The organism is Phaeovulum sp. (assembly GCF_041596715.1).
Lineage (GTDB): Bacteria > Pseudomonadota > Alphaproteobacteria > Rhodobacterales > Rhodobacteraceae > UBA6213.
Genome location: NZ_JBFHIA010000010.1, coordinates 1 through 25033 on the forward strand (window position 1 = coordinate 1; position 25033 = coordinate 25033).

Genomic DNA, 25033 nt, shown 5'->3' on the forward strand with positions numbered 1-25033 from the left:
ATGTATTCACGGCGCAAGGCGGTGGCACCGGCGCGGCGACGCTGGTAAGGATCGGCAAGGCCAGAAACGGGAGACAGAGATGTTCGATCTGACGGGCAAGACCGCGCTGATTACCGGCGCATCGGGGGGCATCGGCGGCGAAATTGCGCGCGCGCTGCACGCGGCCGGGGCGACGGTGGGGCTTTCGGGCACACGCGAGACACCCTTGCAGGCGCTGGCGGGCGAGCTTGGCAGCCGCGCGCATGTGCTGCCGGCGAACCTTGCCGACGCGGCCTCGCTCGAGGCGCTGCCAAAGGCGGCCATCGCGGCGATGGGCGGGCTTGATATTCTGGTCAACAACGCCGGAATCACCCGCGACAACCTGATGCTGCGGATGTCGGACGACGACTGGCAGGCGGTGCTCGACATCAACCTGACCTCGGCATTCCGGCTGGCCAAGGCGGCGATTCGGCCCATGATGAAAGCGCGCTGGGGCCGCATCATCACCATCACCTCGGTAGTGGGGGCCACAGGCAATGCGGGGCAGGCAAACTATGCCGCCGCCAAGGCCGGGCTGGTGGGGTTCTCGAAAAGTCTGGCGCAAGAGGTTGCTTCGCGCGGAATCACCGTCAATTGCGTAGCACCTGGTTTTATCGCCACCGCGATGACCGACGCGCTGACAGAAGAACAGAAGGCGCGGATTCTGACGGATATTCCTGCGGGCCGCATGGGCACGCCTGCCGATATCGCCGCCGCGGTCCGGTATCTGGCCAGCCCCGAGGCCAGCTATGTGACTGGTGCGACGCTGCATGTGAATGGCGGGATGGCAATGCTTTGACCCCTTGAGGGGGATCACATCGAAAGCCATTGCTTCCCTCGTCGACTATGCTAAAGGGGGCGATGACTGGCCGGGGGGTTACAACCTGCCGGAAGCCGCGCTGATCGCGTGGCATGAGCCGCTCGAATGAGCAAGAGACTGGCTGGGCATTTGCCCGCTAATGTGAGGAATTGACATGAGCGACGTCGCTGACCGCGTGAAGAAGATCGTTGTGGAACATCTGGGTGTGGACGAGGACAAGGTGACGGATACCGCTTCGTTCATCGACGATCTGGGCGCCGACAGCCTCGATACCGTGGAACTGGTGATGGCATTCGAGGAAGAATTCGGGATCGAGATCCCCGATGACGCCGCCGAAACCATCCAGACCTTCGGCGACGCCTGCAAGTTCATCACCGAAGCCCTCTGAGGTATTCGGGATAGCTTTGAAAACGGCGCCCCCGCAACGGGGCGCCGTTTGCCGTTCTGCGCCCGCGCGCAGGGCGCGTAACACATGTGTTATGCCAGCCAACCAATTGTTTTTCTTTCATTTACGGCACGCCATTAAGGGTTTCTTAAGGCTTGCCCACGCGCCTATTGCCCATGACTGGTGCGGCACAGGCCGCACTAACGGCAGTTGCCGGGCCTTCCGCGATGGGGTGGCGCGCTTTTTTGACATAGGTAGCCATCCGGCTAACCATTATTGACACTCAAAACCAACACGCCCATAGTTATCCATATGGATAACCAATCTACACAACTCGACCATGTTTTCGGTGCCCTGTCCGACGCAACCCGCAGGGCGATTGTGATGCGGCTTTGCGACGGCGCAACCTCGGTTGGCGAGCTTGCAAAGCCCTTCGACATGGCGCTGCCGAGCCTGATGAAGCACCTGCGCGTGCTGGAAACCAGCGGCCTGATCGTTTCTGAGAAAACAGGGCGCGTGCGCACCTGCGCGCTGCAACCCGAAGCCCTTGAGACGATCGAGTCATGGGCTGCAACGCAAAGGGCAATCTGGCAGCAGCGTCTGGACCAGCTTGAAACCTATATCGAAACCCTGAAAAACGGAGAGTAGCCCGATGCCCGCAATTCCCGGCCATAAGGACTCGCCCCTTTCGACATGGGCGATTGATCGAGAGATTGTTCTGGCCCGCCTTGTCAACGCCAAGCGCGATCTGGTGTTTTCGGCATGGACCAACCCGCAGCACCTGACGCAATGGTTCGGCCCAGCCGGGTTCAAACTCGAAACCAAGGAGATCGAAATCCGTGTCGGCGGTATTTGGCGTTTTGACATGATCGCGCCCGACGGGACACGCTATTCAAACCGCATGGTTTTCCGACGCATCGAGACGCCACGTTTGATCGAGTTCGACCATGGCGAAGACAAGGACAGCGATTCCGGCATGTTCCGAACCACCGTGACCTTCGATCAGCAAAGCAACGGCAAGACCGTTGTCACATTGCGGCAATTGCACCCGACGGCGGCACAGCGCGAGGCTGTCATCGGCTTTGGCGCGGTTGAATATGGCAGTCAGACCCTCGACAAGCTGGCGAGGCATGTTGAGGGCGGCAAGGCGGCCTAGGGGGCGGTGCGTTGCATGGGCTGCTTGTGCCAGCGGGACAAACATTTGGGCGCAAGAAAAGCGTTTTGCGGCCAGAAAGCACCGCCCGTTCAAAAGCCGCTGGCGGTGCTACGGGGCCGCGAGCGTTGCGCAGACGGTTTCAAGCCCCCGCCGCCCTAACGCGACGCTTCCAAAGTGTTCGCAGGTGGTGCTGTTACTTGCGAAAGGCGAAGCAGGCCAATGATCTGCGCATGGTTTTCGCGCGGAATAGCGCGAAAGACGCGCAGCAGTTCTGCCTCATCAGGCGTCAACTCATCGCAGAAAATCTCTGAAAGGGTGACGCCTAGCGCATCGGCGCATCGCTGGTAGGTATTTAGCATCGCTGAGGAATGTGCGTTTTCCGCGCGAGAGATTGTGGACTTATCAATCCCTAGCATCTCGGCAAGTTGCCCTTGGCTAAGACCTAAACGTTTTCTGATTTTTGCAAGGTTCATGGCAAATATTTGCCGAAAGCGCCGCTTTGAGTAAATATAAAAATCGCGGGCTTTTTTATTTTTCTCTAGCTGCCGACGCCCGTTTCTTCCAACAGGCCAAGACGCTTGGCCTCGTAGTAATAGCCGCGCGCATACCACATTACCGCATCGGCCTCGTCACCGCCCGAAACCAGCCACGCACCGCGCAGATAGCGGCCTGCGTAAAGCAGGTTCGTTTCGGCATCGAGCAGTTCCTTGGGGTCGCCCTGAAAACCCATCGAGCGGGCAGTGGCGGGCAGAATCTGCATCAGCCCGTAATAGGGCCCGGCGCGCAGATTGGCGCGATAGTCGCTTTCGCGCTGAATGACGCGGTGCAAAAGCGATTCCGGTATCTGATGGATCGCCGCGTATTTCACGATCAAGGCGCGCATCTCGGGTGTCTCGCCGGGGTAAAGCGGCGGGCGCACCGATGCTTCGGCGGCAGTGCGGCCGCAACCTGCTGCGGCAAGCAAAAGCACCACCGCGGCGCGTCGGGTCATAAGGGGCATGGACACTCCATTCACTGCCTGCCCGCGTGCATAGCTGAAAATGCGCCCAGTCGAAAGCGCGGCGGGCAAGGCTCGGCAAGGAGCCGCCGGTGGCGCAAGGTGCAGGCCGCTGGTTGCGAAGCCGAATCCGACCCTGTATCAAGGCCGCATTGGCAGGATTTGCCGGAGGGGATCATATGCGTCGTGTCGTGGTCACGGGTCTGGGAATGGTCACACCGCTTGCCTGCGGTGTCGAGGAAACCTGGGCGCGGCTTTTGGCCGGGCAGTCTGGCGCGGGGCCGATCACGCGATTTGATGCCTCGCCTCTGGCCACGCAATACGCCTGCGAATTGCCGCGTGGCGATGGCAGCGACGGAACCTTCAACCCCGACGACTGGATGGAGCCGAAAGACCAGCGCAAGGTCGATGATTTCATCCTTTACGGCGTTGCCGCCGCCGTGCAGGCGGTGCGCGATTCCGGCTGGGAGCCGCAATCCGAAGACGAGCGCGAGCGCACCGGCGTGATGATCGGTTCGGGTATTGGCGGGCTTTCGGCCATTGCCGATACCGCGCTGTTGATCCGCGACAAGGGGCCAAGGCGGGTTTCGCCCTTCTTCATCCCTTCGGCGCTGATCAACTTGGTCTCGGGGCAGGTTTCGATTCGCTTTGGCTTCAAAGGCCCGAACCACGCGGTGGTCACGGCCTGCTCAACCGGCGCGCATGCCATTGGCGATGCCGCGCGGCTGATTCAGTGGGGCGATGCCGATGTGATGCTGGCGGGCGGCGCGGAAGCGCCGATCTCGGAAATCGGCATTGCCGGGTTCAACGCCTGCAAGGCGCTTTCCACCAAGCGCGGCGACGACCCGACCAAGGCTTCGCGCCCCTATGACGTGGACCGGGACGGTTTCGTGATGGGCGAAGGGGCCGGCGTGGTGGTGCTGGAAGAATACGAACACGCACGCGCACGCGGCGCAAAGATCTACGCCGAAGTGCTTGGCTACGGCATGTCGGGCGATGCCTACCACATCACCGCCCCCGCCGAAGATGGCAACGGCGGCCTGCGCGCGATGCAGGCGGCGCTGAAACGCGCGGGGCTGGAGCCGAGCGCGGTTGACTACATCAACGCGCATGGCACCTCGACCATGGCCGACACGATCGAACTCGCGGCGGTCGAGCGGCTTTTGGGAAGCCATGCCGCAAGCGCCACCATGTCATCGACGAAATCCTCGATCGGCCACCTTCTGGGGGCGGCGGGCGCGGTTGAGGCGATCTTCTGTATTCTTGCGCTGCGCGATCAGGTGGCACCGCCGACCATCAACCTTGATACCCCCGCGGTCACGACACCGCTCGACCTTGCCCCGAACGCTGCGGTCAAGCGGCGCATCGACGTGGCGCTGTCCAACAGCTTCGGCTTTGGCGGCACCAACGCAAGTCTGGTGTTTGGCCGGGTGCGCGGCTGATGTGGCGCCATATCGCCTCGAACTTTCTCAGCGTGCTCATCGTGCTGCTGGTGGCGCTGGCTGGCGCGATCACTTGGGCGCAGCGCGAATACACCGGCCCCGGCCCGCTGAGCGCCGCGGTCTGCCTGCGCGTGGCACCGGGCGATTCGTTTCGCAAGATTTCGAGCGCGCTGATCGCGGAAGGCGCGATTTCCTCGGGCTATATCTTCCGCACCGGCGCTGATCTGGAAGGCAAGGCCGGGTCGCTCAAGTTCGGCTCCTACCTGATCGGGCCCGGGGCATCGATGCAATCCATCGTCGCCACGGTCACCCAAGGCGGGCCGTCAAGCTGCGGTGCCGAGGTCAATTTCCGCATCGGCGTGAACGCCACCGACGTGATCCTGCGCGAGCTTGACCCGGCCACCGCGCGCTATGTCGAGCGCGCCAAGTTCAACCCCGCCACCACCGCGGCCCCGGTCGAATACCTCGACGCGGCAACCCGCCCCGATGTGCGGCTGCGCGTGACGCTGGCCGAAGGGGCCACCGTCTGGCAGGTGGTCGAGGCGCTCAAACGCGCCGAGTTTCTGACCGGTGAAGTGACCGAGCTGCCCCCCGAAGGCATGCTTGCCCCCGACAGCTACGAGGTCGCGCGTGGCTCTACCCGCGCGGCACTTCTGGATGAAATGATGCGGCGGCAAGAGGCGGTTCTGGCCGAGGCATGGGCGGCGCGGGCCGAAAATCTGCCCTACACCGGCCCCGAACAGGCGCTGATCATGGCCTCGATCATCGAAAAGGAAACCGGTGTGCCCGAGGAGCGGCGCGATGTCGCCAGCGTCTTCGTCAACCGGCTCGAACAGGGGATCCGGCTGCAAACCGACCCCACGGTGATCTACGGTGTGACCGAGGGCAAGGCACCACTCGGGCGCGGCTTGCGGCAAAGCGAGCTGAGCCGGGCCACGCCCTACAACACCTATCTGATCGACGGGCTGCCCCCTACCCCGATCGCCAACCCCGGCCGCGCCAGCATCGAAGCCGCGCTGAACCCTGCCGACACGAAGTTCATCTTCTTCGTGGCCGATGGCACGGGGGGCCACGCCTTCGCCGAAACGCTGGCCGAGCATAACCGCAACGTAGAGCGTTGGCGCGCCATCGAGGCCGCACAGCCGCCTGCGGGCAACTAGCCGACCCGCGCAATCTGCTTCAGCCAAATATCCCCGCCGGAGGCTCTTTGCCTTTCCCACGGGGCCAGCGGTGGCCAATCTCGCGCCGCCCTTACAGTTGCAGGCACCCCGCCCGAACCTTCGGCCCTAAAGCGCGCGCCAGCCGATGTCGCGGCGGCAAAAGCCCTCGGGCCAGTCGATCGCATCGACCATCGCATAGGCGCGCGCCTGCGCCTCGGCCAGCGTGGCACCGCGCGCGGTGACGTTCAGCACACGCCCGCCAGAGGCCACGATCTGGCCGTCCTTTGCGGCGGTGCCTGCGTGAAACACCATTTCCTGCGCGTTCGGTGCCAGCCCCTCAAGGCCACGGATCACCGAGCCTTTGGCGTAGCGGCCGGGGTAGCCCTGTGCAGCCATCACCACGGTCAGCGCATGGTCATCGGCCCAGTTGACACGCATTTCGCCCAGCCGGTTTTCGGCGGCGGCCAGCAAGAGGTCCAGCAGTTGCGCGCCAAGCCGCAGCGCCAGCACCTGCGCCTCTGGGTCGCCAAAGCGGCAGTTGTATTCAACCAGCCGGGCGCGGCCATCCTCGATCATCAGCCCGGCATACAGCACACCGCGGTAGGGCGTGCCGCGGCGCGCCATTTCGCGGATCGTGGGGTGCACGATTTCGGCCATGACCTGCGCCTGAATCGCGTCGGTCAGCACCGGTGCGGGCGAATAGGCACCCATGCCGCCGGTATTGGGGCCGGTATCACCATCGCCCACGCGCTTGTGGTCTTGCGCGGTGCCGATGGGCAGCACGTTCTCGCCGTCGCTAAGCACGAAGAAGCTGGCCTCTTCGCCCGCCATGAACTCTTCGATCACCACTTCGGCCCCGGCTGCGCCAAACTCGCCCGCGAACATATCGTCAATCGCCGCCAGCGCCTCGGCCTTGGTCATCGCCACCACAACGCCCTTGCCCGCGGCAAGACCATCGGCCTTGACCACGATCGGCGCGCCGTGGCGCTCGACATAGGCGCGGGCAGGTTCGGCGGCGGCAAAGCGCGCCCAAGCGGCGGTGGGGGCGGCGCAGGCATCGCAGACCTCTTTGGTGAAGGCCTTGGATGCCTCTAGCCTTGCCGCTGCGGCCGAGGGGCCAAAGACAAGGATTCCCGCCGCCGCCAACGCATCGGCGATGCCAGCGGCCAGCGGCGCTTCGGGGCCGATCACCACGAAGTCTACGGTGTTTTCTTCGCAGAACGTCACCACGGTGGCCCCTGAGAGAATGTCGATATCGGCACATTCGGCCATTTGCGCGATGCCCGCGTTGCCGGGTGCCACGATCAGGCGGTCACATTTGGGGTTCTGCTTGATCGCCCAAGCCAGCGCGTGCTCGCGCCCGCCGCCACCCAGAATGAGAATGTTCATGGGCCCGCCCCCCTTTGCCGATGCTTTTCTGCGTCATAGGGTGAAGGCGCGCGCGGGACAAGCGCCGGACGGGGAGGTGGGGATGCACAATCAGGCACTTTGGGACCAAATCAGCATCGACGAGTTGACAACACCCAAGGGCGAGCCGCTGCACGAGGTGCTGGCGCGCGAAAGCCGCTTGGGGCGGCAACGCGCGGGGCTGGCGGTGGCGGAATACCGGCGCTGGCGGTATTTGCGCGCGCTTCTGGGCGATAGCGCGGTGCCGCCCCCGCCCATCTTGCAGATCGAGGGGTGGCATCTGGCGGGCGAGCCGCAGATGCAGCACCAGCGTGCTTGGGCAGGGCCGGGCTATGGCGAGACGCTTGCGGCTTATCGGGCCGAGTTCGGCATGGACCCGCCGCAAAAGCTTTGGCCCTCAACTACGACGCTGCGGCAAGGGGATCGGCTGCTTTGGTGGCAGGTCTTGGGTGCCTTGATGTTTCTGGGCGGTATTCTTGCAGCCATGCCGGTGCTGACCTTGACGGGCGTGCTGCTTGCCGCGTTGCCAACGCTGATGGCGCGCTTGCGCGGGCCGTGGACTGCCGCGCAAAAGCCGAGCCATGATTCACCCGGTTCGGGCACCGATTAGGCGCGGCCTTGGGGTAGGCGCATGGCCTGTGGCGTTCCGCCCTTTGCCGCGATAGCCTTTGTGCGGACGAGGGAGATTGCATGGACCTGATTGACGACAGCACGCCCGGCCCCGGCGGCAATGCGCCGGAGTTCACCGTTTCAGAGATTTCGGGCGCGGTGAAGCGCACGCTTGAGGGCGAGTTTGCCCGTGTGCGGGTGCGCGGCGAGGTCGGGCGGGTGTCGCGGCCCGCCTCGGGGCATATGTATTTCGATCTCAAGGATGACCGCGCGGTGCTGTCTGCTGTCAGTTGGAAGGGGCAGGTCGCGCGGATGGCAGTGCGCCCCGAAGAGGGGATGGAGGTTATTGCCACCGGGCGGCTGACGACCTTTCCGGGGCAGTCGAAATATCAGCTTCTGGTCGATCAGGTAGAACCGGCGGGGGCCGGGGCGCTGATGGCGATGCTGGAAAAGCGGCGCGTGGCGCTGGCCGCTGAGGGGTTGTTCGATGCGGCGCGCAAAAAGCCCATCCCCTATCTGCCCGAGGTGATCGCGGTCGTCACCTCGCCCAGCGGCGCGGTGATTCGCGATATTCTGCACCGCTTGCGCGACCGCTTTCCGCGCCGGGTGCTGATCTGGCCGGTTGCGGTGCAGGGGCAGGCCTGCGCGCCCGAGGTTGCGGCGGCGATCCGGGGCTTGAACGCGCTGCCCGCGGCGGGCTTGCCGCGGCCAGACCTGATCATCGTGGCGCGCGGTGGTGGCAGCCTTGAAGACCTTTGGGGCTTCAACGAAGAGATCGTCGTGCGCGCGGCGGCGGAAAGTGCGATTCCGCTGATTTCGGCGGTGGGCCACGAAACCGACACCACGCTGATCGACCATGCCGCCGATCTGCGCGCGCCCACGCCAACGGCTGCGGCCGAAATGGCGGTGCCGGTGCGCATGGAACTGTTGGCTTGGGCGGGCGAGCAGGGCGCGCGGCTGGCGCGCGCGGTCACGCAGCGGGGCGAGACGCGGCGGCAGCGGCTGGCCGACCTTGGCCGGGGGCTTGGGCGGCCTGCGGCGCTGACAGGCCCGGCGCGGCAAAGTTTTGACCTCTGGGCCGAGCGGCTGGGGCCTGCGCTGACCGGGTTCACCGCGCGCAAGCGCATGGCCTATGGGCCGATCGCGGCGCTGGTGCGGCCCGATCTTTTGTACCGTTTTCTGCGCAAAGAGCGCGAAAAACTCGATAAAGAGGCCGCGCGCCTGCGCCCCTTGGCCGAGGCGCGCGCGCAGCGGCAGCGCCAGCGGCTGGACGATTGGGCGCATCGCCTTGCCCCGGCGATCCGGCGCAACCGTGCCGATGCGCTGCGCGCAAACGCAGCCAACCGCGTGCGGCTTGATGGATTGCGCGACAGGCTCGATACGGCGCGGCAGGCGCGGTTTCAGGCGCTGGCCGACAGGCTAGAGCGCGCCGAGCGGATGCGGGTGACCTTGGGCTATACCGAAACGCTGCGGCGCGGCTTTGCGGTGGTGCGGGCGGGCGATGCGCTTGTGACATCGCAAGTGCAGGCGGCATCGGCAGAGGCGCTGGAGATCGAGTTCCACGACGGGCGGGTGGCGGTGCGGCTCGACGGCGTGCCCCCTGCCCCGGCCACCCCCGATACCGCCCCCGCGCCAAAGCCGCGCAAGCCGCGCGAACCGGGGGGCGGAAACCAAGGCAGCCTGTTTTAGGCGGCAGCGTCAGACGCCGTGATAGACCTCGGTGCAGGCCAGCGGCGTTCGGGATTCTGCCAGCGAGACAAGCGGCTGGTTATCGGGGTTGCCGCGAAACCGGGCCTCGAGCCCGTTTTCGGTATCGGTGAATTGCCAACATTGCAGATCGGCACCGTCTTCGTAGAAAAAGCAGATGTCTTGGCCATCCTGAAACCACGTGCCCTCGTGGCATTCGCCGCCGACGAAGGCCCAGCGTACGCGGCGGTCGGGCAGGTATTCCTCGATGCCATAAACCTCGCCATTCTGGCTGTAGGTGATGGTGCGCCCTTGTGTGCGCGCATCGAACGACGCCGCATCAAGCGGGCCTTCGGCCAGCGCGGCCAAGGGCAATAGTGCAAAAACGGCAATCGCAACAAAACGCATGACGATACCCCCTTGGGCCGAAGCCTAGGCGAAGATTCCGCGGCGCGAAAGCCCCTGCCCGATCACGGCTGCTGGAGCGCGCGCACGCGCCGATCCATCACCTTGCGCCAGAGCGGAGGGACCAGCGCCAGCGTGGCCATTGCGGGCAGTGAGCGCGGCAGAACCGGGCGGGTGGGCGTGCGCTGGCCAAAGCGCAGCGCCGGATAGGGGCGCGCGGGATGGGCGTGGTGGTCTGAATGGCGCGGTGCGTTCAACATCCAAAGCGACGAGGCAGGGTGCGGCGCATCCCAGCTATGGCCCGGCCCGATCGGCTCGGCCCGGCCCTCGGCATCGATGCGGCGGCGCAGCCCGTAGTGCTGCACATAGTCTGACAAGAGCAGTTGCAGCTGTGCATAGGCCGCCAATGCGACCCAGGCGAACAGGCCAAACACGCCGAAGGCAATCGACACCGCCAGCGCCACCGCCAGAGTGCCCGCAATATAGATTGGGTAGGGGTTTATCCGCGCGCGGCCCGCGGCGCGGGCACGAAGCCCCTCTTCCATCTCATACCCGGCGCGAAAGCTGCCCGCCCAAGCGCGCGGCGCAAAATCCCAGAATCCTTCACCCAGCGCGGCGGAATTGGGGTCGTCATCAGTTGCGGCAAAGCGGTGGTGCACAAGGCGGTGCGCCGAGGTGTGATGGCCAAAGCCAAGCGAGATATAGACCCACATCCCAAGCCAGAAAAGCGACCTTTCGGTGCGGTGGATCAACTCGTGCGCATTGGCATTCGAGACTTGGCCGAAGAACAGCCCAAAGCCAAGAAAGACCGCAACCCAGCTTGCCGCACTTAGCCCCGCAGCGCCAGAAAGCGCCCAGACCGCCAGCGCCAGCGCTGCGAAATGCGCCACTCCCAAGGCCGCTGAAAGGCGGTTTGCGGCGGGAAACTCTACCCCCTCGGGCGCATCGGGTGCCGCGCGGGCGGTGAGTTCATCAAGTGCGAAGGTGACGAGCGTGATCAGTGCAAGCGCGCCCCATGCAAACCAGCCGCCAAACACTGCCCCGAGCGCCAAAAGCGGCAGCGGCAACAGCGTGGCAAGCGCAAAGGCGCGCACTTGGGGCGTGGCGCGAACAAAACGGGCAAGCGGTCGAACTGGCATGGTGCACCTCCGGGCGGCATAGTAGCGCAGCGGCGCGGGGTTTGCATATGCCGTGTGGCACTGCGGGCGGCCCTGACGGCGCGGTTTGCGCAAGGGCAGATCGCCCCGTGTGCGCAGGCAGCGGGCGCGGCTATCCCGCGCCACGGCAATGCAGCCATGCCGGGGATTGCGCACTAAGGGTTTTGCGGCGAGGGTGGCCGCAAAACGGGGGCGCGTATGGATCTTGCGCAGGGTTTGGTAGTGGCGGCGGCGGTGCTGGCGGTTGTCTATGCACTGCGTTGGGCAGCTGCGGACGCGGCCCCCAACTGGCCGCGCAGCCTGACAAAAACGGGCGCGGTGGCGCTGTTGTCGATTGCGGCGTGGCGCGCAGGTGCACCGTGGCTGATCGTGGCGGGGTTGGCGCTGGGGGCGGCGGGCGATTTCGCGCTGTCGCGCCCCGGTGCGCGGGCGTTTCTGGCAGGTATGGCGGCCTTTGCGGCGGGGCATCTGGCCTATGTTCTGGCCTTCGCGGCACCGTTGGTGATTGCGGGGCAGGCAGGCGGCGCGGGCTGGGCACCTTCGCCCGGCGATTACGCGGTGATCGGCGCGCTGGCGCTGCTGCTTGCCTCGACCGAGCTTTGGCTTGCCCCCCATACCGGCGAGATGCGCTGGCCGGTGCGCGCTTATGTGGTGGTGATCGGGCTGATGGCGGTGGCCGCATTGGTGCCGGGTGGCAGCGGCGGCGTGGCGCTGCGCGCGGGGGTCGCACTTTTCGTTGCCTCTGACCTGATGCTGGCGCTGGAGCAATTCGTGGTCCGCGCCCCTGCCCGCCGCCAGCAACTGGCGCGCGCGCTTTGGCCCGCCTATTGGTGCGCGCAGGCGCTGATCTTGATGGGCAGCCTGCAAGACCCCGGGGTTTGGTGGCTGATCGCGCAAGGCTAGCCCTTTCCACACCGCGTCGGAACGATTAGGTGAGAGGGCAACCGAAAGGGGCAGCCCATGTCGTTTTTTGCAAAGCTCAAATCCCGCCTCACCCGCTCGTCGGAAAAGCTCGACGCCGATTTGGCGGCGGTGGTCGGGGAAAGTGCTGAACCGCAGGAGGCGGCGGCGCGGCCCGGTCTGGTTGGCCGCGTGCTGGGGCGCACAGAACCGGCAGCCCCCCGCCGGTTGCTTGACGATGCGATGCTGGAAGAGCTGGAAGAGGTGTTGATCGCCGCCGACATGGGCGTGGAAACGGCAGCGCGCGTGACCGCCAACCTCGCCGTGGGGCGTTTGGGCAAGCGGCTGACGGTGGCCGAGATCAAGGCGGCGCTGGCGGCCGAGATTGCCCGCATCATGGAACCCGTCGCGCGCCCGTTGCCGCTGATTGCGGCGCGCCCGCAGGTGGTGCTGGTGGTGGGCGTCAACGGTTCGGGCAAAACCACAACGATCGGCAAGCTCGCATCGCAGTTGCGCGCGGCGGGCAAATCGGTGGTGATTGCCGCGGGCGATACGTTTCGGGCTGCGGCGGTAGAGCAGTTGCAGGTTTGGGGCCAGCGCGCCGGGGTGCCGGTGCTGACCGCGCCCGAAGGGTCTGACCCCGCAAGCCTTGCCTTTGACGCGATGACCCGCGCGCAGGCCGATGGCGCCGACCTTTTGCTGATCGATACCGCTGGCCGATTGCAGAACCGCGCCGATCTGATGGAGGAACTCGCCAAGATCGTGCGCGTGATCCGCAAGAAAGACCCGAGCGCGCCGCACAACACGCTGCTGGTGCTGGATGCCACCACCGGGCAGAACGCGCTGCAACAGGTCGAGATTTTCCGCAAGCTTTCCGATGTTTCGGGCCTTGTGATGACCAAGTTGGACGGCACCGCCAAGGGTGGCGTTCTGGTGGCCTTGGCCGACCGCTTTGGCCTGCCGATCCATGCAATCGGCGTGGGCGAGCAGATCGACGACCTAGCCCCTTTCGACCCAGACGATTTCGCCCGCGCGCTGGCAGGTATCGAATCCTGATGCGCGGCGTCTTGGTAGAATTGGCACCCACGCAGGGTGCTGGCGGCGGCTGGGCCCGCGCCTGCGCAGCAGTGCAGTTGAGGGCAAGGTGAGCGAATGGCTCATCAGCCTTGAAGGCACCGCGGCGGGCCATCAGTTGGCGCTGGCGCTGGCGTTGCTGGCGGCACTGCTGCACGCCGTATTCGGGGCGCTGCAAAAGGGCCGCCATGACCCGTGGCTCAGCCGTGCTGCGATTGACACAAGTTATGCGCTGATGGCAGCCCCTTTTGCGCTGTTCGTGGTGCCTTGGCCCGAGCCGCATATGTGGCCGATCTTTGCCGGGGCCTTCGTCATTCATGCGGGCTACAAGCTGGCGCAGGCCATGACCTACCAGCGCGGGGCCTATACGGTTGTCTATCCGGTGGTGCGCGGCACGGGGCCGTTGTTTGCCGTTCTGGGTGCCGGGCTGATCTTTGGCGAGCATTTCAACGCGGGCCAATGGGCGGGGCTTGCGGTGCTATTGTCGGGCATCTTCGGGCTTGCGATTTATAATCTGCGCACCATCACGCTGGCGCGCGAAACGCTGGTCTCTGCACTTGGGTTCGCGGTGTTGACCGGGGCATTCGTGGCGCTTTACACCACGTATGATGCATACGGCATCCGCGCCACCGCCGACCCTTTTACCTTTCTTGCGTGGTTCTTTTTCATCGACGGCTGGTTCATGCCGGTGCTGACGGTGCGCCGCTGGCGTGGGCTGGCAGTGGCCGAGTTTCTGCCGCTGGCGCGGCGGGGCGTTATCGGCGCGGTGGTTGCGTTTTTCTCGTTCGGCTCGATCATGCTGGCGACCCGGCTTGACCGGGTGGGCGAGGCGGCGGTGCTGCGCGAAACCTCGACGGTATTTGCCGCCTTGATAGGTTGGCTTATCTTGGGTGAAAAGACCGGGCCAAGACGGGTTGCGCTGATGGCGCTGATCGCGGCAGGTGCGGTGATTGTGGAAATGGCAGGATAAACGCGATGGCAGGCAAGAAGATCAATCCGTGGCTGAAGGCGGGGCTGGAGTTTGGGCCGCTTCTGGCGTTTTTCATCGCATTCAGCAGGCTGAAGACGCAGGTCTTTACCGTGGCGGGGACCGAATATTCAGGCTTCATCCTTGCCACCGCGATCTTTGTGCCGCTGCTGGTGGCCTCGACGTTGGTGCTATGGCGGCTGACGGGGCGGCTTGCGGCGATGCAGATAGCAACGCTGGTTCTGGTGATCGTGTTCGGCGGGCTGACGATCTGGCTGAACGATCCGCGCTTTCTGAAGATGAAGGTGACGATCATCTACCTGCTGTTCGCGGGCATCCTTGGGCTTGGAATGGCGCTTGGCAAAAGCTGGCTGGCGCTGGTGATGGATGAGGTGCTGCCACTGACCGCCGAGGGGTGGCGGATACTGACATGGCGGCTGATCGCGTTTTTCCTTGGCCTTGCGGTGCTGAACGAGGTGATCTGGCGCACCATGTCGGATCAGGCTTGGGTCAATTTCAAGACATTCGGGCTGTCGGTGCTGGTGTTTGCCTTCTTCATGGCGCAGACGCGGCTTTTCGCGCGCCATGCGGTGCCCAAGGACGAGTAGACACGGCATTTCGCTTGCGTGCCGCCCGGTCAGCCTCTATGAAGCCGCATCTTCCGCATTCACGTAATTGGCTGAGCCTCTCGTGGCGGGTCGCGGAAGTGTTCGCCCGCCTATGAAGCCGCCTGAAACGAAAAGGAGCACGCATGCCGCTTTACGAGCATGTGCTGATTGCGCGCCAGGACCTTTCCAGTGCGCAGGCCGAGGGCCTGATCGAACATTTCACCACGGTAATCGCGGACAACGGCGGCAAAGTCGTTGAACACGAATACTGGGGCGTCAAGACGATGGCCTACAAGATCAACAAGAACCGCAAGGGCCACTATGCCCTGCTGAAAACCGACGCCCCCGCGGCCGCCGTACAAGAGATGGAGCGCCTTGCGCGCCTGCATGACGACGTGATGCGTGTGCTGACCCTCAAGGTCGCGGCGCATGAAGACGGCCCGTCGGTGCAGATGCAGAAGCGTGACGACCGTGGCGATCGGGGCGACCGTCCTGACCGCGGCGATCGTGGTGATCGTGGTGGCGACCGTGGCGGCGAACGCCGCGGCGGCTTCGACCGTCGTTGATCTGGCAGCAGGAAAGGAATTGAACCATGGCTAACAAACCATTTTTCCGCCGCCGCAAGGTTTGCCCCTTCTCGGGCGACAATGCGCCGAAGATCGACTACAAGGACGTGCGTCTGCTGCAACGCTACATCTCCGAACGCGGCAAGATCGTCCCTGCCCGCATCACCGCCGTTTCGGCAATCAAGCAGCGTGAGCTGGCCCGTGCGATCAAACGCGCCCGCTTCCTCGCCCTGCTGCCCTATGCCGTGAAATAAGGAGCAAGCACATGCAAGTGATCCTTTTGGAACGCGTGGCCAAACTTGGCCAAATGGGCGATGTTGTGAAGGTGAAGGACGGCTTCGCGCGCAACTTCCTGCTGCCGCAAGGCAAGGCGCTGCGCGCCTCGGACGCCAACATCAAGAGCTTCGAAACCCGCAAGGCCCAGCTTGAGGCACGCAACCTCGAGACCCGCAAGGAAGCCGAAGCCGCTGGCGAGAAGATCGCCGGGCAGCGGTTTGTGGTGATCCGCTCGGCGTCTGACGCCGGGGCGCTTTACGGCTCGGTCACCGCGCGCGACGTTGCTGATGCTGCCGAACTGGCGGGCTTCAGCGTTGATCGCAAACAGGTTGTCATCGACCGCCCGATCAAGGAACTCGGCCTGCACGACGTGTCCGTGGTGCTGCACCCCGAAGTTTCGATCACCATCACGATGAACGTCGCACGCTCGAACGAAGAGGCCGAATTGCAGGCCGCGGGCAAGTCGATCCAGCAGCTGGCCGCTGAGGCTGAAGCCGCTGCCGACTTCGAGATCGCCGAACTGTTCGACGATCTTGGCGCCGCCAACGAAGACGACGAAGACCTCTGAGCTTTCGGCCCAAGGGCCAAGGCAAACCGCGCCCCGGGCAACTGGGGCGCGGTTTTTCATTTTCGCGTTGATTGCAGTCAACGCGCGGCAGGACGGCGGCGAGTATTATTTACGGGTGATCTTTGCTGACGGGAGGATGTCATGAACATCAACGCCCTTCCCCGCCTTGACATCAGCACCAATACCACCGGTTGCTGCCCGCGCTTTCACCCCGAGGGGTGGGAAAACACGCGCATCAGCTTTCGCGACAAGCCGTTCTTGCGCGCGATGACACGGTCGGTGCTGCATGTGCCACTGAACATGGGTGCGGTCTTTGAACGCGTGATGGCCAAGATCAACGCAGCCGGGGCCGCTGATCCGGAAAATCTGATCGTGCTAAGCCGCGAGCTTTCGCCTTGGAGCGCCGAGCATCTTTTTGCGATTCACGCGCCGGTAGACGGCGAAGAAGTGACCGCGCTTTCGGGCGACTTTGTAACCCGGGTGTTCGAGGGGCCATTTTCGGACGCGCGCAAATGGCACACGGAACTGCGCGAGATGTCGCGCGCCGCGGACAAGCCCGATGGGCGCAGCTATTTCTACTACACCACCTGTCCGAAATGCGCCAAAGCCTATGGCGAAAACTATGTGGTCGGTTTCGCAGAGGTCTGATGCCGTGCCGCCTTGGCCCCGGCTTCGCGCGGGGGTGGTGCCTGCGCCGTCTTCGCTATTGCGCCGCTTCGGTGCCTGCGTGGGCGGTGTTTGCATCTGGCGTGGTTTGCGCCCAGATATAAAGCTCGAACGCCAAGGCATCGCAGCCGCCCGAGCAGCTGCAACCGACCTTTTTGAAACAGGCGGGCCCGGCAAGTTCATGGCGTATCAGGCCCTTGGCAACCCAATGGCCCGCCATGCCGCGCATCGCCGTGGGATCGACGCGAAAGTGCCGCGCCATATCGCTAAGGCTTACCCGGCCGTTTTGCTGCACGTAATCGCGGATTTTCAGAAGCATAGCTACCCTTTCAGACCTGGCCGAGGCCAGGGTCGCGCCGGGCCACAGGGTTAGCGCGGCGTCCTGCGATGCGCAGGCCCAAGACAAAGGCTGCGAAAGCCCCCAGCACCGCGGCAATCCAGAGCGTGGCGGTTTCCGGGTCGCGGGCGAAAGTTGCCGCCTGATAGAAGATGACTGCGACGCCCCAGCCCATCAGAATGGTCCAAACGCTGACAAAGCCCGTCCAGCCCCAGCCGACCTCGCGCCGGACCGCGGCAATCGCCGCCGAACAGGGCATGTAGAGCAATACCATCAAAAGATAGGCGAAGGCCCCTACCTGCCCATCGAACAGCGCGCGCATTGCCCCGAAGGTTGCGGGTTCCACCTCTTGCTCGGCGGCGGCGCTATCGGCATCGGACAATTCACCAAGCGACAGGCCGAGCGGGTCAGCAACGCTATCTGCAAGCCCCCGGAAGTTTTCACCGATGCTGTCCCAAGCTTCGCCAAGCCCGCCCCAAAGATCGTAGGCGGCGTCATCGGCGGATGCGGCCTCGCCCGCCCCGGCTTGGGTGTAAAGCGCGTTCAGCGTGCCCACCACCGCCTCTTTGGCAAGTAGCCCAGTGAATACGCCCACCGCCGCAGGCCAGTTGTCTGGGCTGATGCCCATCGGCTGAAACACCGGCACGATGCCGCGCCCGACTGCCGAAAGCACCGAGTTTTCGCTGTCTTCGTTGCCAAAGCTGCCGTCTTGCCCCCACGAGTTCAGGAAGGCCAGCACAACGACCACCGCCACCAGCACCCGCCCGGCCCCCACCACGAAACTGTAAAGGCGGTCAAAGCTGCGGCGCAAAATGGCGCGCAGGGTAGGCAAATGGTAGGCAGGCAGTTCCATCACGAAGGGCGTGGCCGCCCCCGGCAACAACGTAAAGCGCAGCACAAGGCCAGTCAGCACCGCCGCAGTGATGCCGATCATGTAAAGCGCGAAAACTAGGTTCTGCCCTCCGCTGGAAAAGAATGCCGCCGCAAACAGCGCATAGACCGGCAAGCGCGCCCCGCATGACATGAAGGGCACCATCGCCACGGTCATGATCCGGTCGCGTTCCGCCTCGAGCGTGCGGGTGGCCATAACTGCGGGCACCGAACAGCCAAAGCCCACGATCAGCGGCACGAAGCTTTTGCCCGGCAGGCCGAGCATGCGCATGAAACGGTCCATCACATAGGCCGCGCGCGCCATGTAGCCTGAATCCTCTAGCAGCGAGAGCGCGAGGAAGAGAAAGCCGATCACCGGAATGAAGGTGGCAACGGTCTGCACACCGCCCCCCACGCCGGTTGCCAAAAGCACGGTCAGCCAGTCGGGGCTACCCAGCAAACCCAATAGATGCGCGGTGCCATCAACGAAAATCGTGCCCGCGGCGATATCGAAAAAGTCGATGAAGGCGCTGCCAAGATTGATCGAAAACATGAACATCGCATACATCACGGCCAGAAAGATCGGGATGCCGAGCACGCGGTTCAGCACCACGCGGTCGATCCGGTCAGACAGGTTCTGGCCAAGCACGCCGACCCGGCGCACCGCCAGCGTGGTCAGCGCGGCCACCGCGTCGTAGCGGCTGGAGGCGATGGCGGTGTCGGGGTCGTAGCCCAGCGCCGCATAGAGTTTCCGGCGCGCCGCGCGCACCTCGTCGGCAAGTTCAGGCACCGAGGCGAGCAAGGAATCGTCGCCCTCCAACAGTTCTATCGCGCGGCCACGCGGGGCACGGCTTTCGCCTGCAACCAGCAGCTTTGGAACCAGCAGTTCCACCGCCGCCTCTACCTCGGGCGCGTGGCGCAGTGCGTAATGGGCGGGATGGGGTGCCGCGACAGCGCGCGCCACGGCATCTTTCAACGCCTTGATCCCCTGCCCCGTTGACGCGACGATCGGCACCACCGCGCAGCCAAGCTCTGCCGCAAGGGCTTCTGTGTCGATGACGATGCCGTTGGTCTTGGCGACGTCCATCATGCTAAGCGCGACCACCACGGGCAGGCCCATTTCGATCAGCTGCAAGGTCAGGTAGAGATTGCGCTCGATGTTTGAGGCATCGACGATATTGATGATCACCTGCGCCTCGGCCGACAGTGCATAGTCGCGCGCGATCCGCTCATCTGGTGAAACCGATTGACCAGAGCCAAGCGAATAGGTGCCGGGCAGATCGACCAGTTCAAAGGTCTCGCCGGCGTGGCTGAAGCGGCCGGACTTGCGCTCGACGGTCACGCCGGGCCAGTTGCCCACCATTTGCCGATTGCCTGTCAGCAGATTGAAAAGCGTGGTCTTTCCGCAATTTGGATTGCCAAGCAGGGCGACGATCGGACGGCTCATGGTGTGACCAACTCTATTTGTAGTGCTGCTGCCTCGTCCTTGCGAAGAGAAAGACGAAAACCGCGCAATTCGACCAGCACAGGGTCGCCCAGTGGCGCCACACGGATCAGTTTCAGCGTCGTTCCGGGGGTCAGGCCCATCGAAAGCAAGCGTTGGCGGTACCCTGCGGCAGTGGTGCCGAAGCCCACCACACGCGCCATTCTTCCCGGCGGAATATCCTGCAAACGCAGCGCCATGCGATCAGACTTTCACAAACGCCACGCGCAAGAGCGCAGGGGCAAAAAGCCGCGCGTCATTGACCCTGCGCGCTGCCGCCAGCCCGCGGGCCGACCCTGTCCTTGGCTTATGTACCGCGCCGTTCATGCCTTTCGCCACCTTTCTACCCTCGCGCCGACGCACGCGTTGCGGCCAGCGTTCGGCATCTGCGGAAGTCTTAGCAATTTAGTAAAGTATTGGAAAGCTCCCGATTGTCGCAGTCGCCGTTTTTCGCCGAGACACACCTTGCGGGCCCGCCCCATGTGGCCGGGGGAGTATGCCAAGCGGCACCGCGCAGCAAGTCTTACAGGGAAAATGAGAGGTGCGGCACAAGGATGGTTGCCGATTTGCCCCTGATGAATGGATGCATGGGTGCCGATTGTATACCATTGCGGCTGACTGTTTCACAGGGGGGGATGATGCAGCGTTTCACCGGAGGATGCCTTTGCGGCAAGGTACGCGTTGTCGCCTTGGGGGCCCCTTACCGGGTCGGCATCTGCCACTGTCTCGATTGCCGCAAGCATCACGGCGCGCTGTTCCATGCCTCTGCCGTGTTCGCAAAAGACGCGGTCGCCGTAACGGGTGAAACCCGCAGCTATGCCGGGCGGTATTTCTGCCCGGTGTGCGGTTCGTCCGTCTATTCTCAGAGCGGCGATGAGACCGAACTACATCTTGGTGCGCTGGACGCGCCCAGCCAGCTTAGGCCAACATACGAGCTTTGGACGATACGCCGCGAAACCTGGCTGCCAGCCTTCCCCGACATGCACCAATACGAGCGTGATCGCGCCACAACGCACCGCCACGAAGGGTAAGCGCCATGTCGCGGCCCAACCGCACGGCCCCCGTTGGCCCATGACAGGTGCGCGTTACGCCGCAACATTCGTCGGCTCAACAGAGGCTTAGGCCCCATTCTGGTCAAAGTTTCCTGCCTGGGCCGCGCGCCGCATTTTTCATCTAGACATATTGTAATATACAAAGGTATAGAGTTTCAAAATCCTAATCTGAACTGGGCCGATTCTCATGCTCCGCTTGCTTGCCGTGATTCCGCTGTCTGCACTCACCCTGGCGTTTGCAGAACCCGCCGCCGCCGAACCGCTTACGCTGGTTCCGCAAACCCTGACCGAATGGAAAGCCGTCTACGGCACCATCGAGGCGCGCGATCGAATGCCCGCCCGTGCACGGCTTTCGGGCACGCTGATAGAACTGTCAGTCATTGAAGGCGACTTGGTGGTAGCCGGGCAAGAACTTGCCCGCGTCGTCGATGACAAGCTCGACTTTCAACTGGCGGCGCTGGCTGCGCAGAAAGACGGCCTGCAAGCGCAATTTACCAATGCCAGCGCCGATTTGCAGCGCGGCGAAGAGTTGTTGAAGAACGGCAGCACGACCACGCAGCGGGTCGATGCGCTGCGGACGCAAGTTGATGTGTTGAGCGGCCAGATCGCCGCGCTTGACGCGCAGGCCGAGGTCATAACCCAGCAGCAGCGCGAAGGTATCGTGCTCGCCCCCGCCTCGGGGCGGGTGCTTGATGTGCCGGTTGCACGTGGCGCGGTCGTTTTGTCGGGCGAGCCCATTGCCGTCATTGGCGGCGGTGGAATCTTTCTGCGTATCTCCGTGCCAGAGCGGTATATCGCCAACTTGAAAGAAGGGGGCGAAATCCGGATTTCGGATGCGGAGGGCCCGGTTTCGGGCACCTTGTCGCGGGTTTATCCGCTGATCGAAGGCGGGCGCGTTGTAGCGGATGTCGAGATCGACGGGCTGCCCGATGGCTATATCGGCGCGCGGATGCAGGTTCGCCTGCCGGTCGGTAGCCGCGATGCGCTGATGGTGCCTGCCACGTCACTTGTAACGCGAGACGGGCTGGACTTCGTCGCCGTCGAAACGAGCGATGGCGCGGTTCTGCGTATTGTCGTTCCCGGTCAGCACGAACAGCGAGCGGGTGTCGAGATGGTAGAAATCCTGAGCGGCCTGCGAGCCGGTGATGTGGTCGTGCCAGCCGATGAGGTTGCCGCTCATGACTAAGAACAAGAAAGAGATCAATCTGGGGATGGTGGGCGGCCTGACGCGCGCCTTCATCAACTCGTCGCTGACGCCACTGTTCATTCTGGCGGCGCTTGCGGCGGGCCTGATTGCGCTGAACGCGCTGCCGCGCGAAGAAGAGCCCCAGATTTCGGTGCCGCTGGTCGATGTATTCGTAGAAGCGCAGGGCCTGAAGGCAGAAGACGCGGTCAAACTGGTGACAGAGCCGCTGGAGATCATCGTCAAGGGCATCAACGAAGTCGAGCATGTCTATTCTACGACCCGCGACGACTCGGCAATGGTCTCGGCACGCTTTCTGGTTGGCACCAAGACCGAGGATGCGATCCTGCGGGTCCATGACAAGGTGCGCGCCAACTTGGGAAGCATACCCGTAGGCATCCCGGAGCCCTTGATCATCGGGCGCGGTATTGACGATGTCGCGATCCTCACACTGACGCTATCGGCAGAGCCGGGGGCAGATATCTCTGCCAGCACGCTGACGCGGCTTTCGCGCGCGCTGCAATCTGAAGTTGCGAAAAGCGACAATATCGGCCTGACCTATCTGGCCGGCGATGTGCAAGACGCAATCCGGATCGAACCGGACCCCGATCTGCTGGCGCTTTACGGCGTGACGCTACAGCAGCTTGTGGGGAAGGTCTCGGCCGCCAACCGGACGCTGAACACTGGCAGGGTACTTGACGGAGGCCAGCAGATTGACCTTGCCGCAGGTGAAACGCTGACCGCCCCGGCGGAGGTTGCGCATCTTTTGTTGACCACGCGCGACAGTCGCCCGGTCTATGTGGCCGATGTTGCGCGTGTGCGCTATGTCGAAGACACGACCGACCATCTTGTGTCCAGCATGACCCTTGGGCCGGACGGTGAGCCCACGCGCAGCCCTGCCGTGACCTTGGCAATCGCCAAGCGTGCCGGTGCCAACGCAGTTGTCGTTGCCGAAGAGGTGCTGCACCGGGTCGAAACGCTCAAAGGCACGTTGATCCCTGCCAATGTTAACGTCCAGATTACTCGCGACTACGGCGAGACGGCCAACGAAAAGGCCAATGAACTGCTGTTCCATCTGGGCCTTGCGACGGTGTCGATCATCGGGCTGGTGCTGATTGCTATCGGCTGGCGCGAGTCGATCGTAGTGGCAATCGTCATTCCGGTGACGATTCTGCTCACGCTCCTTTCCGCGTGGATCATGGGCTACACGCTCAACCGGGTGTCGCTGTTTGCGCTGATCTTCTCGATCGGGATTCTGGTCGATGATGCGATTGTCATCATCGAAAACATCGACCGCCATTGGGGGATGAAGAAAGGCCGCTCGCGTATGCAATCGGCCATCGAGGCTGTGGCCGAAGTTGGCAACCCGACCATTGTCGCCACGCTGACAGTCGTGGTGGCGCTGCTGCCGATGCTGTTCGTGTCGGGCATGATGGGGCCCTACATGTCACCGATTCCGGCCAACGCCAGCGCGGCGATGATCTTTTCGTTCTTCGTCGCCGTCATCATCACGCCTTGGCTGATGTTGAAGGTCGCCGGCAAGGCCGACATGACCGCGCATAGTGAAGATGACAGCTATGGCGGCCATCAGGGCGGCTGGCTGGAAAAAACCTACAAGGCCGTGGCGAGCCCGCTTTTGGCCACCAAGACGCGCAGCCTTGTCTTCCTTTTGGTCACGGCGTTCCTGTCATTTGGCTCGCTGGCGGCGCTTTACACCCGCGATGTGACCGTGAAGCTGCTGCCGTTCGACAACAAATCCGAACTGTCGGTGATGATTGACCTGCCAGAGGGCAGTTCGGTCGAGGAAACGGACCGCGTTGCGGCGAACGTGGCTGAGTTGGTGTTGAAACTGCCGGAAGTGATTTCCGTGCAGACCTATTCAGGCACACCCGCGCCGTTCAACTTCAACGGTTTGGTGCGGCACTACTTCCTGCGTTCCGAACCGCAGTTGGGCGAAGTTGCGATCAATCTTCTACCAAAAACCGAACGGGATCGTGCAAGTCACGACATCGCGCTGGACATACGCGAGCAGCTTACCGCGTTGGAACTGCCTGCTGGAACCGTGTTGAAAACGGTCGAGCCGCCGCCCGGGCCGCCAGTGATTTCATCGCTGCTCGCCGAGGTCTACGGGCCCGACGCCGAAACCCGCCGCGAGGCCGCGACGCTGATCCGCGAAGCGTTTACCAAGGTGCCGTATATCGTTGATATCGACGATAGCTTCGGCACAGAAGCGCGGCGTCTGCGGGCGCAGATCTCGAGCGACGATCTGGAGTATTTCGGGGTCGAGGAAGCAGACGTTTTCGACACGCTCGCGCTGCTGAATGGCACCAGCATCGTTGGCTATTCGCACCGCGCTGACGGGCGCTTGCCGATCCCGCTTATGGTGCAGCGCGACAAAAGCGACAGGGTGCTGGATGAGCGTTTTCTGACGACGCCGATTCCGGCCAATGTGCTGCCGGGCGCGCGCGGTGTCGTAGAACTTGGCGATGTGGTGAGCGTGAGCGAAGAGCGCTCGTCGTTTCCGATCTTCCGGCACAACGGCATTGCTGCGGAAATGGTGACGGGCGAGCTTGCCGGCACCTATGAATCGCCGCTCTACGGTATGCTTGCGGTCGCCGAGCAGATCGACGCGATGGAGTGGCCCGAAGGCACGAAGCCCGTGATCTCCTTTCACGGGCAGCCCGAGGACGAGCGCCAAGTGACCCTGCTGTGGGACGGGGAGTGGGAGGTTACCTACATCACCTTCCGCGATATGGGTGCGGCCTTCGCAGTGGCGATTCTTGGCATCTATATCCTTGTCGTCGCGCAGTTCGGCTCGTTCAAACTGCCGCTGGTCATCCTGACACCTATCCCGCTGACCTTCCTTGGCATCATGTTCGGGCACTGGCTGTTTGCGGCGCCATTCTCGGCACCGTCGATGATCGGGTTCATCGCGCTTGCGGGCATTATCGTGCGCAACTCGATCCTGCTGGTGGACTTTATCCGCAGCGGCACCAGCGGGCCGGTCACTGTCGAGCTTTTGCTCGAAGCAGGCAGCATCCGCTTCAAGCCGATCTTGCTGACCGCGATCGCCGCGATGATTGGTGCGGTCGTCATTCTAGCGGACCCGATCTTTCAGGGGCTGGCGATTTCGTTGTTGTTCGGCCTTCTGACCTCGACCCTGCTGACCGTTCTGGTCATCCCTGCAATCTATCGCGTGTTCAGAACCTGAACACGCACCTCAACCCAAATGAAAGGAATA

At 63.6% G+C, this 25033-nt stretch carries 27 protein-coding genes; 19 read left to right on the forward strand and 8 right to left on the reverse strand.

What is annotated here, in order from left to right; genetic code table 11:
• Positions 1–79: 79 nt before the first annotated feature.
• The 4 genes from fabG to ABY403_RS01495 all read left to right on the forward strand — a co-directional run bounded on the left by fabG (position 80) and on the right by ABY403_RS01495 (position 2379).
• Entirely contained in the window at positions 80–817 is a 738-nt protein-coding gene (fabG, locus tag ABY403_RS01480; protein WP_372837881.1) for a 3-oxoacyl-[acyl-carrier-protein] reductase, read from the forward strand.
• A gap of 175 nt (positions 818–992) precedes the next feature.
• Entirely contained in the window at positions 993–1226 is a 234-nt protein-coding gene (locus ABY403_RS01485; RefSeq protein ID WP_372837883.1) for an acyl carrier protein, read from the forward strand.
• 309 nt (positions 1227–1535) lie between these two features.
• A complete protein-coding gene (locus ABY403_RS01490) occupies positions 1536–1871 on the forward strand; it encodes an ArsR/SmtB family transcription factor (protein ID WP_372837885.1) in 336 nt (111 codons plus the stop codon).
• Positions 1872–1875: 4 nt separating this feature from the next.
• Entirely contained in the window at positions 1876–2379 is a 504-nt protein-coding gene (locus ABY403_RS01495; RefSeq protein WP_372837887.1) for an SRPBCC family protein, read from the forward strand.
• A 155-nt stretch (positions 2380–2534) separates the two neighbouring features.
• Here ABY403_RS01495 and ABY403_RS01500 read toward each other — a convergent pair whose 3' ends face one another.
• Both ABY403_RS01500 and ABY403_RS01505 read right to left on the reverse strand, forming a co-directional pair.
• Entirely contained in the window at positions 2535–2852 is a 318-nt protein-coding gene (locus ABY403_RS01500) for a helix-turn-helix domain-containing protein (RefSeq protein ID WP_372837889.1), read from the reverse strand.
• A gap of 65 nt (positions 2853–2917) precedes the next feature.
• The gene (locus ABY403_RS01505) at positions 2918–3379 is read right to left on the reverse strand and encodes a transglycosylase SLT domain-containing protein (protein WP_372837891.1); all 462 of its coding nucleotides are present in this window, start codon (positions 3377–3379) and stop codon (positions 2918–2920) included.
• Positions 3380–3555: 176 nt separating this feature from the next.
• On the opposite strand from ABY403_RS01505, the gene fabF reads away from it, so the two are divergent.
• Entirely contained in the window at positions 3556–4818 is a 1263-nt protein-coding gene (gene fabF / locus ABY403_RS01510) for a beta-ketoacyl-ACP synthase II (protein WP_372837893.1), read from the forward strand.
• Entirely contained in the window at positions 4818–5978 is a 1161-nt protein-coding gene (mltG, locus tag ABY403_RS01515) for an endolytic transglycosylase MltG (RefSeq protein WP_372837895.1), read from the forward strand. Before fabF ends, mltG begins: the two co-directional genes overlap by 1 nt.
• A gap of 126 nt (positions 5979–6104) precedes the next feature.
• Here the strand turns inward: mltG and purD are convergent, their stop codons facing one another.
• Positions 6105–7367, reverse strand: coding sequence for a phosphoribosylamine--glycine ligase (gene purD / locus ABY403_RS01520; RefSeq protein WP_372837897.1), 1263 nt, complete (start codon positions 7365–7367; stop codon positions 6105–6107).
• An 82-nt stretch (positions 7368–7449) separates the two neighbouring features.
• Between purD and ABY403_RS01525 the strand changes: the two genes are divergently transcribed.
• Complete coding sequence (locus tag ABY403_RS01525; RefSeq protein ID WP_372837899.1) at positions 7450–7995, forward strand: hypothetical protein; 546 nt, start codon at positions 7450–7452, stop codon at positions 7993–7995.
• An 80-nt stretch (positions 7996–8075) separates the two neighbouring features.
• On the forward strand, positions 8076–9683 hold the full coding sequence (gene xseA, locus ABY403_RS01530; RefSeq protein ID WP_372837901.1) for an exodeoxyribonuclease VII large subunit: 1608 nt from the start codon (positions 8076–8078) through the stop codon (positions 9681–9683).
• Between the two features lie 9 nt (positions 9684–9692).
• Here xseA and ABY403_RS01535 read toward each other — a convergent pair whose 3' ends face one another.
• Together ABY403_RS01535 and ABY403_RS01540 are read right to left on the reverse strand one after the other, a co-directional pair.
• Positions 9693–10088 carry a hypothetical protein gene (locus ABY403_RS01535; RefSeq protein ID WP_372837903.1) on the reverse strand — a complete coding sequence of 132 codons (396 nt, stop codon included), beginning with the start codon at positions 10086–10088 and terminating at the stop codon, positions 9693–9695.
• A 62-nt stretch (positions 10089–10150) separates the two neighbouring features.
• On the reverse strand, positions 10151–11224 hold the full coding sequence (locus tag ABY403_RS01540; RefSeq protein ID WP_372837904.1) for an alkane 1-monooxygenase: 1074 nt from the start codon (positions 11222–11224) through the stop codon (positions 10151–10153).
• A gap of 216 nt (positions 11225–11440) precedes the next feature.
• Between ABY403_RS01540 and ABY403_RS01545 the strand changes: the two genes are divergently transcribed.
• The 8 genes from ABY403_RS01545 to ABY403_RS01580 all read left to right on the forward strand — a co-directional run bounded on the left by ABY403_RS01545 (position 11441) and on the right by ABY403_RS01580 (position 16849).
• Complete coding sequence (locus ABY403_RS01545) at positions 11441–12145, forward strand: lysoplasmalogenase (RefSeq protein ID WP_372837906.1); 705 nt, start codon at positions 11441–11443, stop codon at positions 12143–12145.
• Positions 12146–12202: 57 nt separating this feature from the next.
• Entirely contained in the window at positions 12203–13198 is a 996-nt protein-coding gene (gene ftsY, locus ABY403_RS01550) for a signal recognition particle-docking protein FtsY (protein ID WP_372837908.1), read from the forward strand.
• Between the two features lie 88 nt (positions 13199–13286).
• Positions 13287–14186 (forward strand): EamA family transporter, encoded by a 900-nt coding sequence (locus ABY403_RS01555; RefSeq protein ID WP_372837910.1) that lies wholly within the window; start codon positions 13287–13289, stop codon positions 14184–14186.
• A gap of 5 nt (positions 14187–14191) precedes the next feature.
• Complete coding sequence (locus ABY403_RS01560; protein WP_372837912.1) at positions 14192–14791, forward strand: inner membrane-spanning protein YciB; 600 nt, start codon at positions 14192–14194, stop codon at positions 14789–14791.
• A gap of 143 nt (positions 14792–14934) precedes the next feature.
• Complete coding sequence (rpsF, locus tag ABY403_RS01565; RefSeq protein WP_372837914.1) at positions 14935–15357, forward strand: 30S ribosomal protein S6; 423 nt, start codon at positions 14935–14937, stop codon at positions 15355–15357.
• Positions 15358–15383: 26 nt separating this feature from the next.
• On the forward strand, positions 15384–15611 hold the full coding sequence (rpsR, locus tag ABY403_RS01570) for a 30S ribosomal protein S18 (RefSeq protein WP_305183074.1): 228 nt from the start codon (positions 15384–15386) through the stop codon (positions 15609–15611).
• Positions 15612–15622: 11 nt separating this feature from the next.
• Positions 15623–16201 carry a 50S ribosomal protein L9 gene (gene rplI / locus ABY403_RS01575; protein WP_372837916.1) on the forward strand — a complete coding sequence of 193 codons (579 nt, stop codon included), beginning with the start codon at positions 15623–15625 and terminating at the stop codon, positions 16199–16201.
• Positions 16202–16342: 141 nt separating this feature from the next.
• Positions 16343–16849, forward strand: a complete 507-nt coding sequence (locus ABY403_RS01580; protein ID WP_372837918.1) for a hydrolase — start codon at positions 16343–16345, stop codon at positions 16847–16849.
• 55 nt (positions 16850–16904) lie between these two features.
• Here the strand turns inward: ABY403_RS01580 and ABY403_RS01585 are convergent, their stop codons facing one another.
• From ABY403_RS01585 to ABY403_RS01595, 3 genes are read right to left on the reverse strand one after another with little or no spacing between them, the layout of a single operon-like run.
• Positions 16905–17186: a FeoC-like transcriptional regulator gene (locus ABY403_RS01585; protein WP_372837920.1), complete on the reverse strand. Its 282-nt coding sequence runs from the start codon at positions 17184–17186 to the stop codon at positions 16905–16907.
• Between the two features lie 10 nt (positions 17187–17196).
• Positions 17197–19521 carry a Fe(2+) transporter permease subunit FeoB gene (feoB, locus tag ABY403_RS01590; protein ID WP_372837922.1) on the reverse strand — a complete coding sequence of 775 codons (2325 nt, stop codon included), beginning with the start codon at positions 19519–19521 and terminating at the stop codon, positions 17197–17199.
• Positions 19518–19757 carry a ferrous iron transport protein A gene (locus tag ABY403_RS01595; RefSeq protein WP_372837924.1) on the reverse strand — a complete coding sequence of 80 codons (240 nt, stop codon included), beginning with the start codon at positions 19755–19757 and terminating at the stop codon, positions 19518–19520. Before ABY403_RS01595 ends, feoB begins: the two co-directional genes overlap by 4 nt.
• Positions 19758–20195: 438 nt before the next feature.
• Between ABY403_RS01595 and ABY403_RS01600 the strand changes: the two genes are divergently transcribed.
• From ABY403_RS01600 to ABY403_RS01610, 3 genes are all read left to right on the forward strand, one after another.
• Positions 20196–20588: a GFA family protein gene (locus ABY403_RS01600; protein WP_372837926.1), complete on the forward strand. Its 393-nt coding sequence runs from the start codon at positions 20196–20198 to the stop codon at positions 20586–20588.
• A 208-nt stretch (positions 20589–20796) separates the two neighbouring features.
• The gene (locus ABY403_RS01605; RefSeq protein WP_372837929.1) at positions 20797–21795 is read left to right on the forward strand and encodes an efflux RND transporter periplasmic adaptor subunit; all 999 of its coding nucleotides are present in this window, start codon (positions 20797–20799) and stop codon (positions 21793–21795) included.
• On the forward strand, positions 21788–25003 hold the full coding sequence (locus tag ABY403_RS01610; RefSeq protein WP_372837932.1) for an efflux RND transporter permease subunit: 3216 nt from the start codon (positions 21788–21790) through the stop codon (positions 25001–25003). Before ABY403_RS01605 ends, ABY403_RS01610 begins: the two co-directional genes overlap by 8 nt.
• Positions 25004–25033: the final 30 nt, after the last annotated feature.

Bases quoted from the DNA above. Each gene is read 5' to 3' on its own strand.
- fabF (WP_372837893.1), top strand. From the start codon at position 3,556: ATGCGTCGTGTCGTGGTCACGGGTCTGGGAATGGTCACACCGCTTGCC.
- ABY403_RS01560 (WP_372837912.1), top strand. From the start codon at position 14,192: ATGGCAGGCAAGAAGATCAATCCGTGGCTGAAGGCGGGGCTGGAGTTT.
- ABY403_RS01585 (WP_372837920.1), bottom strand. From the start codon at position 17,186: ATGCTTCTGAAAATCCGCGATTACGTGCAGCAAAACGGCCGGGTAAGC.
- ABY403_RS01595 (WP_372837924.1), bottom strand. From the start codon at position 19,757: ATGGCGCTGCGTTTGCAGGATATTCCGCCGGGAAGAATGGCGCGTGTG.
- ABY403_RS01535 (WP_372837903.1), bottom strand. From the start codon at position 10,088: ATGCGTTTTGTTGCGATTGCCGTTTTTGCACTATTGCCCTTGGCCGCG.
- fabG (WP_372837881.1), top strand. From the start codon at position 80: ATGTTCGATCTGACGGGCAAGACCGCGCTGATTACCGGCGCATCGGGG.
- feoB (WP_372837922.1), bottom strand. From the start codon at position 19,521: ATGAGCCGTCCGATCGTCGCCCTGCTTGGCAATCCAAATTGCGGAAAG.
- ABY403_RS01485 (WP_372837883.1), top strand. From the start codon at position 993: ATGAGCGACGTCGCTGACCGCGTGAAGAAGATCGTTGTGGAACATCTG.
- mltG (WP_372837895.1), top strand. From the start codon at position 4,818: ATGTGGCGCCATATCGCCTCGAACTTTCTCAGCGTGCTCATCGTGCTG.
- ABY403_RS01540 (WP_372837904.1), bottom strand. From the start codon at position 11,224: ATGCCAGTTCGACCGCTTGCCCGTTTTGTTCGCGCCACGCCCCAAGTG.
- ABY403_RS01490 (WP_372837885.1), top strand. From the start codon at position 1,536: ATGGATAACCAATCTACACAACTCGACCATGTTTTCGGTGCCCTGTCC.
- ABY403_RS01605 (WP_372837929.1), top strand. From the start codon at position 20,797: ATGCTCCGCTTGCTTGCCGTGATTCCGCTGTCTGCACTCACCCTGGCG.
- ABY403_RS01505 (WP_372837891.1), bottom strand. From the start codon at position 3,379: ATGCCCCTTATGACCCGACGCGCCGCGGTGGTGCTTTTGCTTGCCGCA.
- rpsR (WP_305183074.1), top strand. From the start codon at position 15,384: ATGGCTAACAAACCATTTTTCCGCCGCCGCAAGGTTTGCCCCTTCTCG.
- ABY403_RS01495 (WP_372837887.1), top strand. From the start codon at position 1,876: ATGCCCGCAATTCCCGGCCATAAGGACTCGCCCCTTTCGACATGGGCG.
- ftsY (WP_372837908.1), top strand. From the start codon at position 12,203: ATGTCGTTTTTTGCAAAGCTCAAATCCCGCCTCACCCGCTCGTCGGAA.
- ABY403_RS01600 (WP_372837926.1), top strand. From the start codon at position 20,196: ATGCAGCGTTTCACCGGAGGATGCCTTTGCGGCAAGGTACGCGTTGTC.
- ABY403_RS01500 (WP_372837889.1), bottom strand. From the start codon at position 2,852: ATGAACCTTGCAAAAATCAGAAAACGTTTAGGTCTTAGCCAAGGGCAA.
- ABY403_RS01525 (WP_372837899.1), top strand. From the start codon at position 7,450: ATGCACAATCAGGCACTTTGGGACCAAATCAGCATCGACGAGTTGACA.
- ABY403_RS01610 (WP_372837932.1), top strand. From the start codon at position 21,788: ATGACTAAGAACAAGAAAGAGATCAATCTGGGGATGGTGGGCGGCCTG.
- rpsF (WP_372837914.1), top strand. From the start codon at position 14,935: ATGCCGCTTTACGAGCATGTGCTGATTGCGCGCCAGGACCTTTCCAGT.
- rplI (WP_372837916.1), top strand. From the start codon at position 15,623: ATGCAAGTGATCCTTTTGGAACGCGTGGCCAAACTTGGCCAAATGGGC.
- xseA (WP_372837901.1), top strand. From the start codon at position 8,076: ATGGACCTGATTGACGACAGCACGCCCGGCCCCGGCGGCAATGCGCCG.
- ABY403_RS01545 (WP_372837906.1), top strand. From the start codon at position 11,441: ATGGATCTTGCGCAGGGTTTGGTAGTGGCGGCGGCGGTGCTGGCGGTT.
- purD (WP_372837897.1), bottom strand. From the start codon at position 7,367: ATGAACATTCTCATTCTGGGTGGCGGCGGGCGCGAGCACGCGCTGGCT.
- ABY403_RS01580 (WP_372837918.1), top strand. From the start codon at position 16,343: ATGAACATCAACGCCCTTCCCCGCCTTGACATCAGCACCAATACCACC.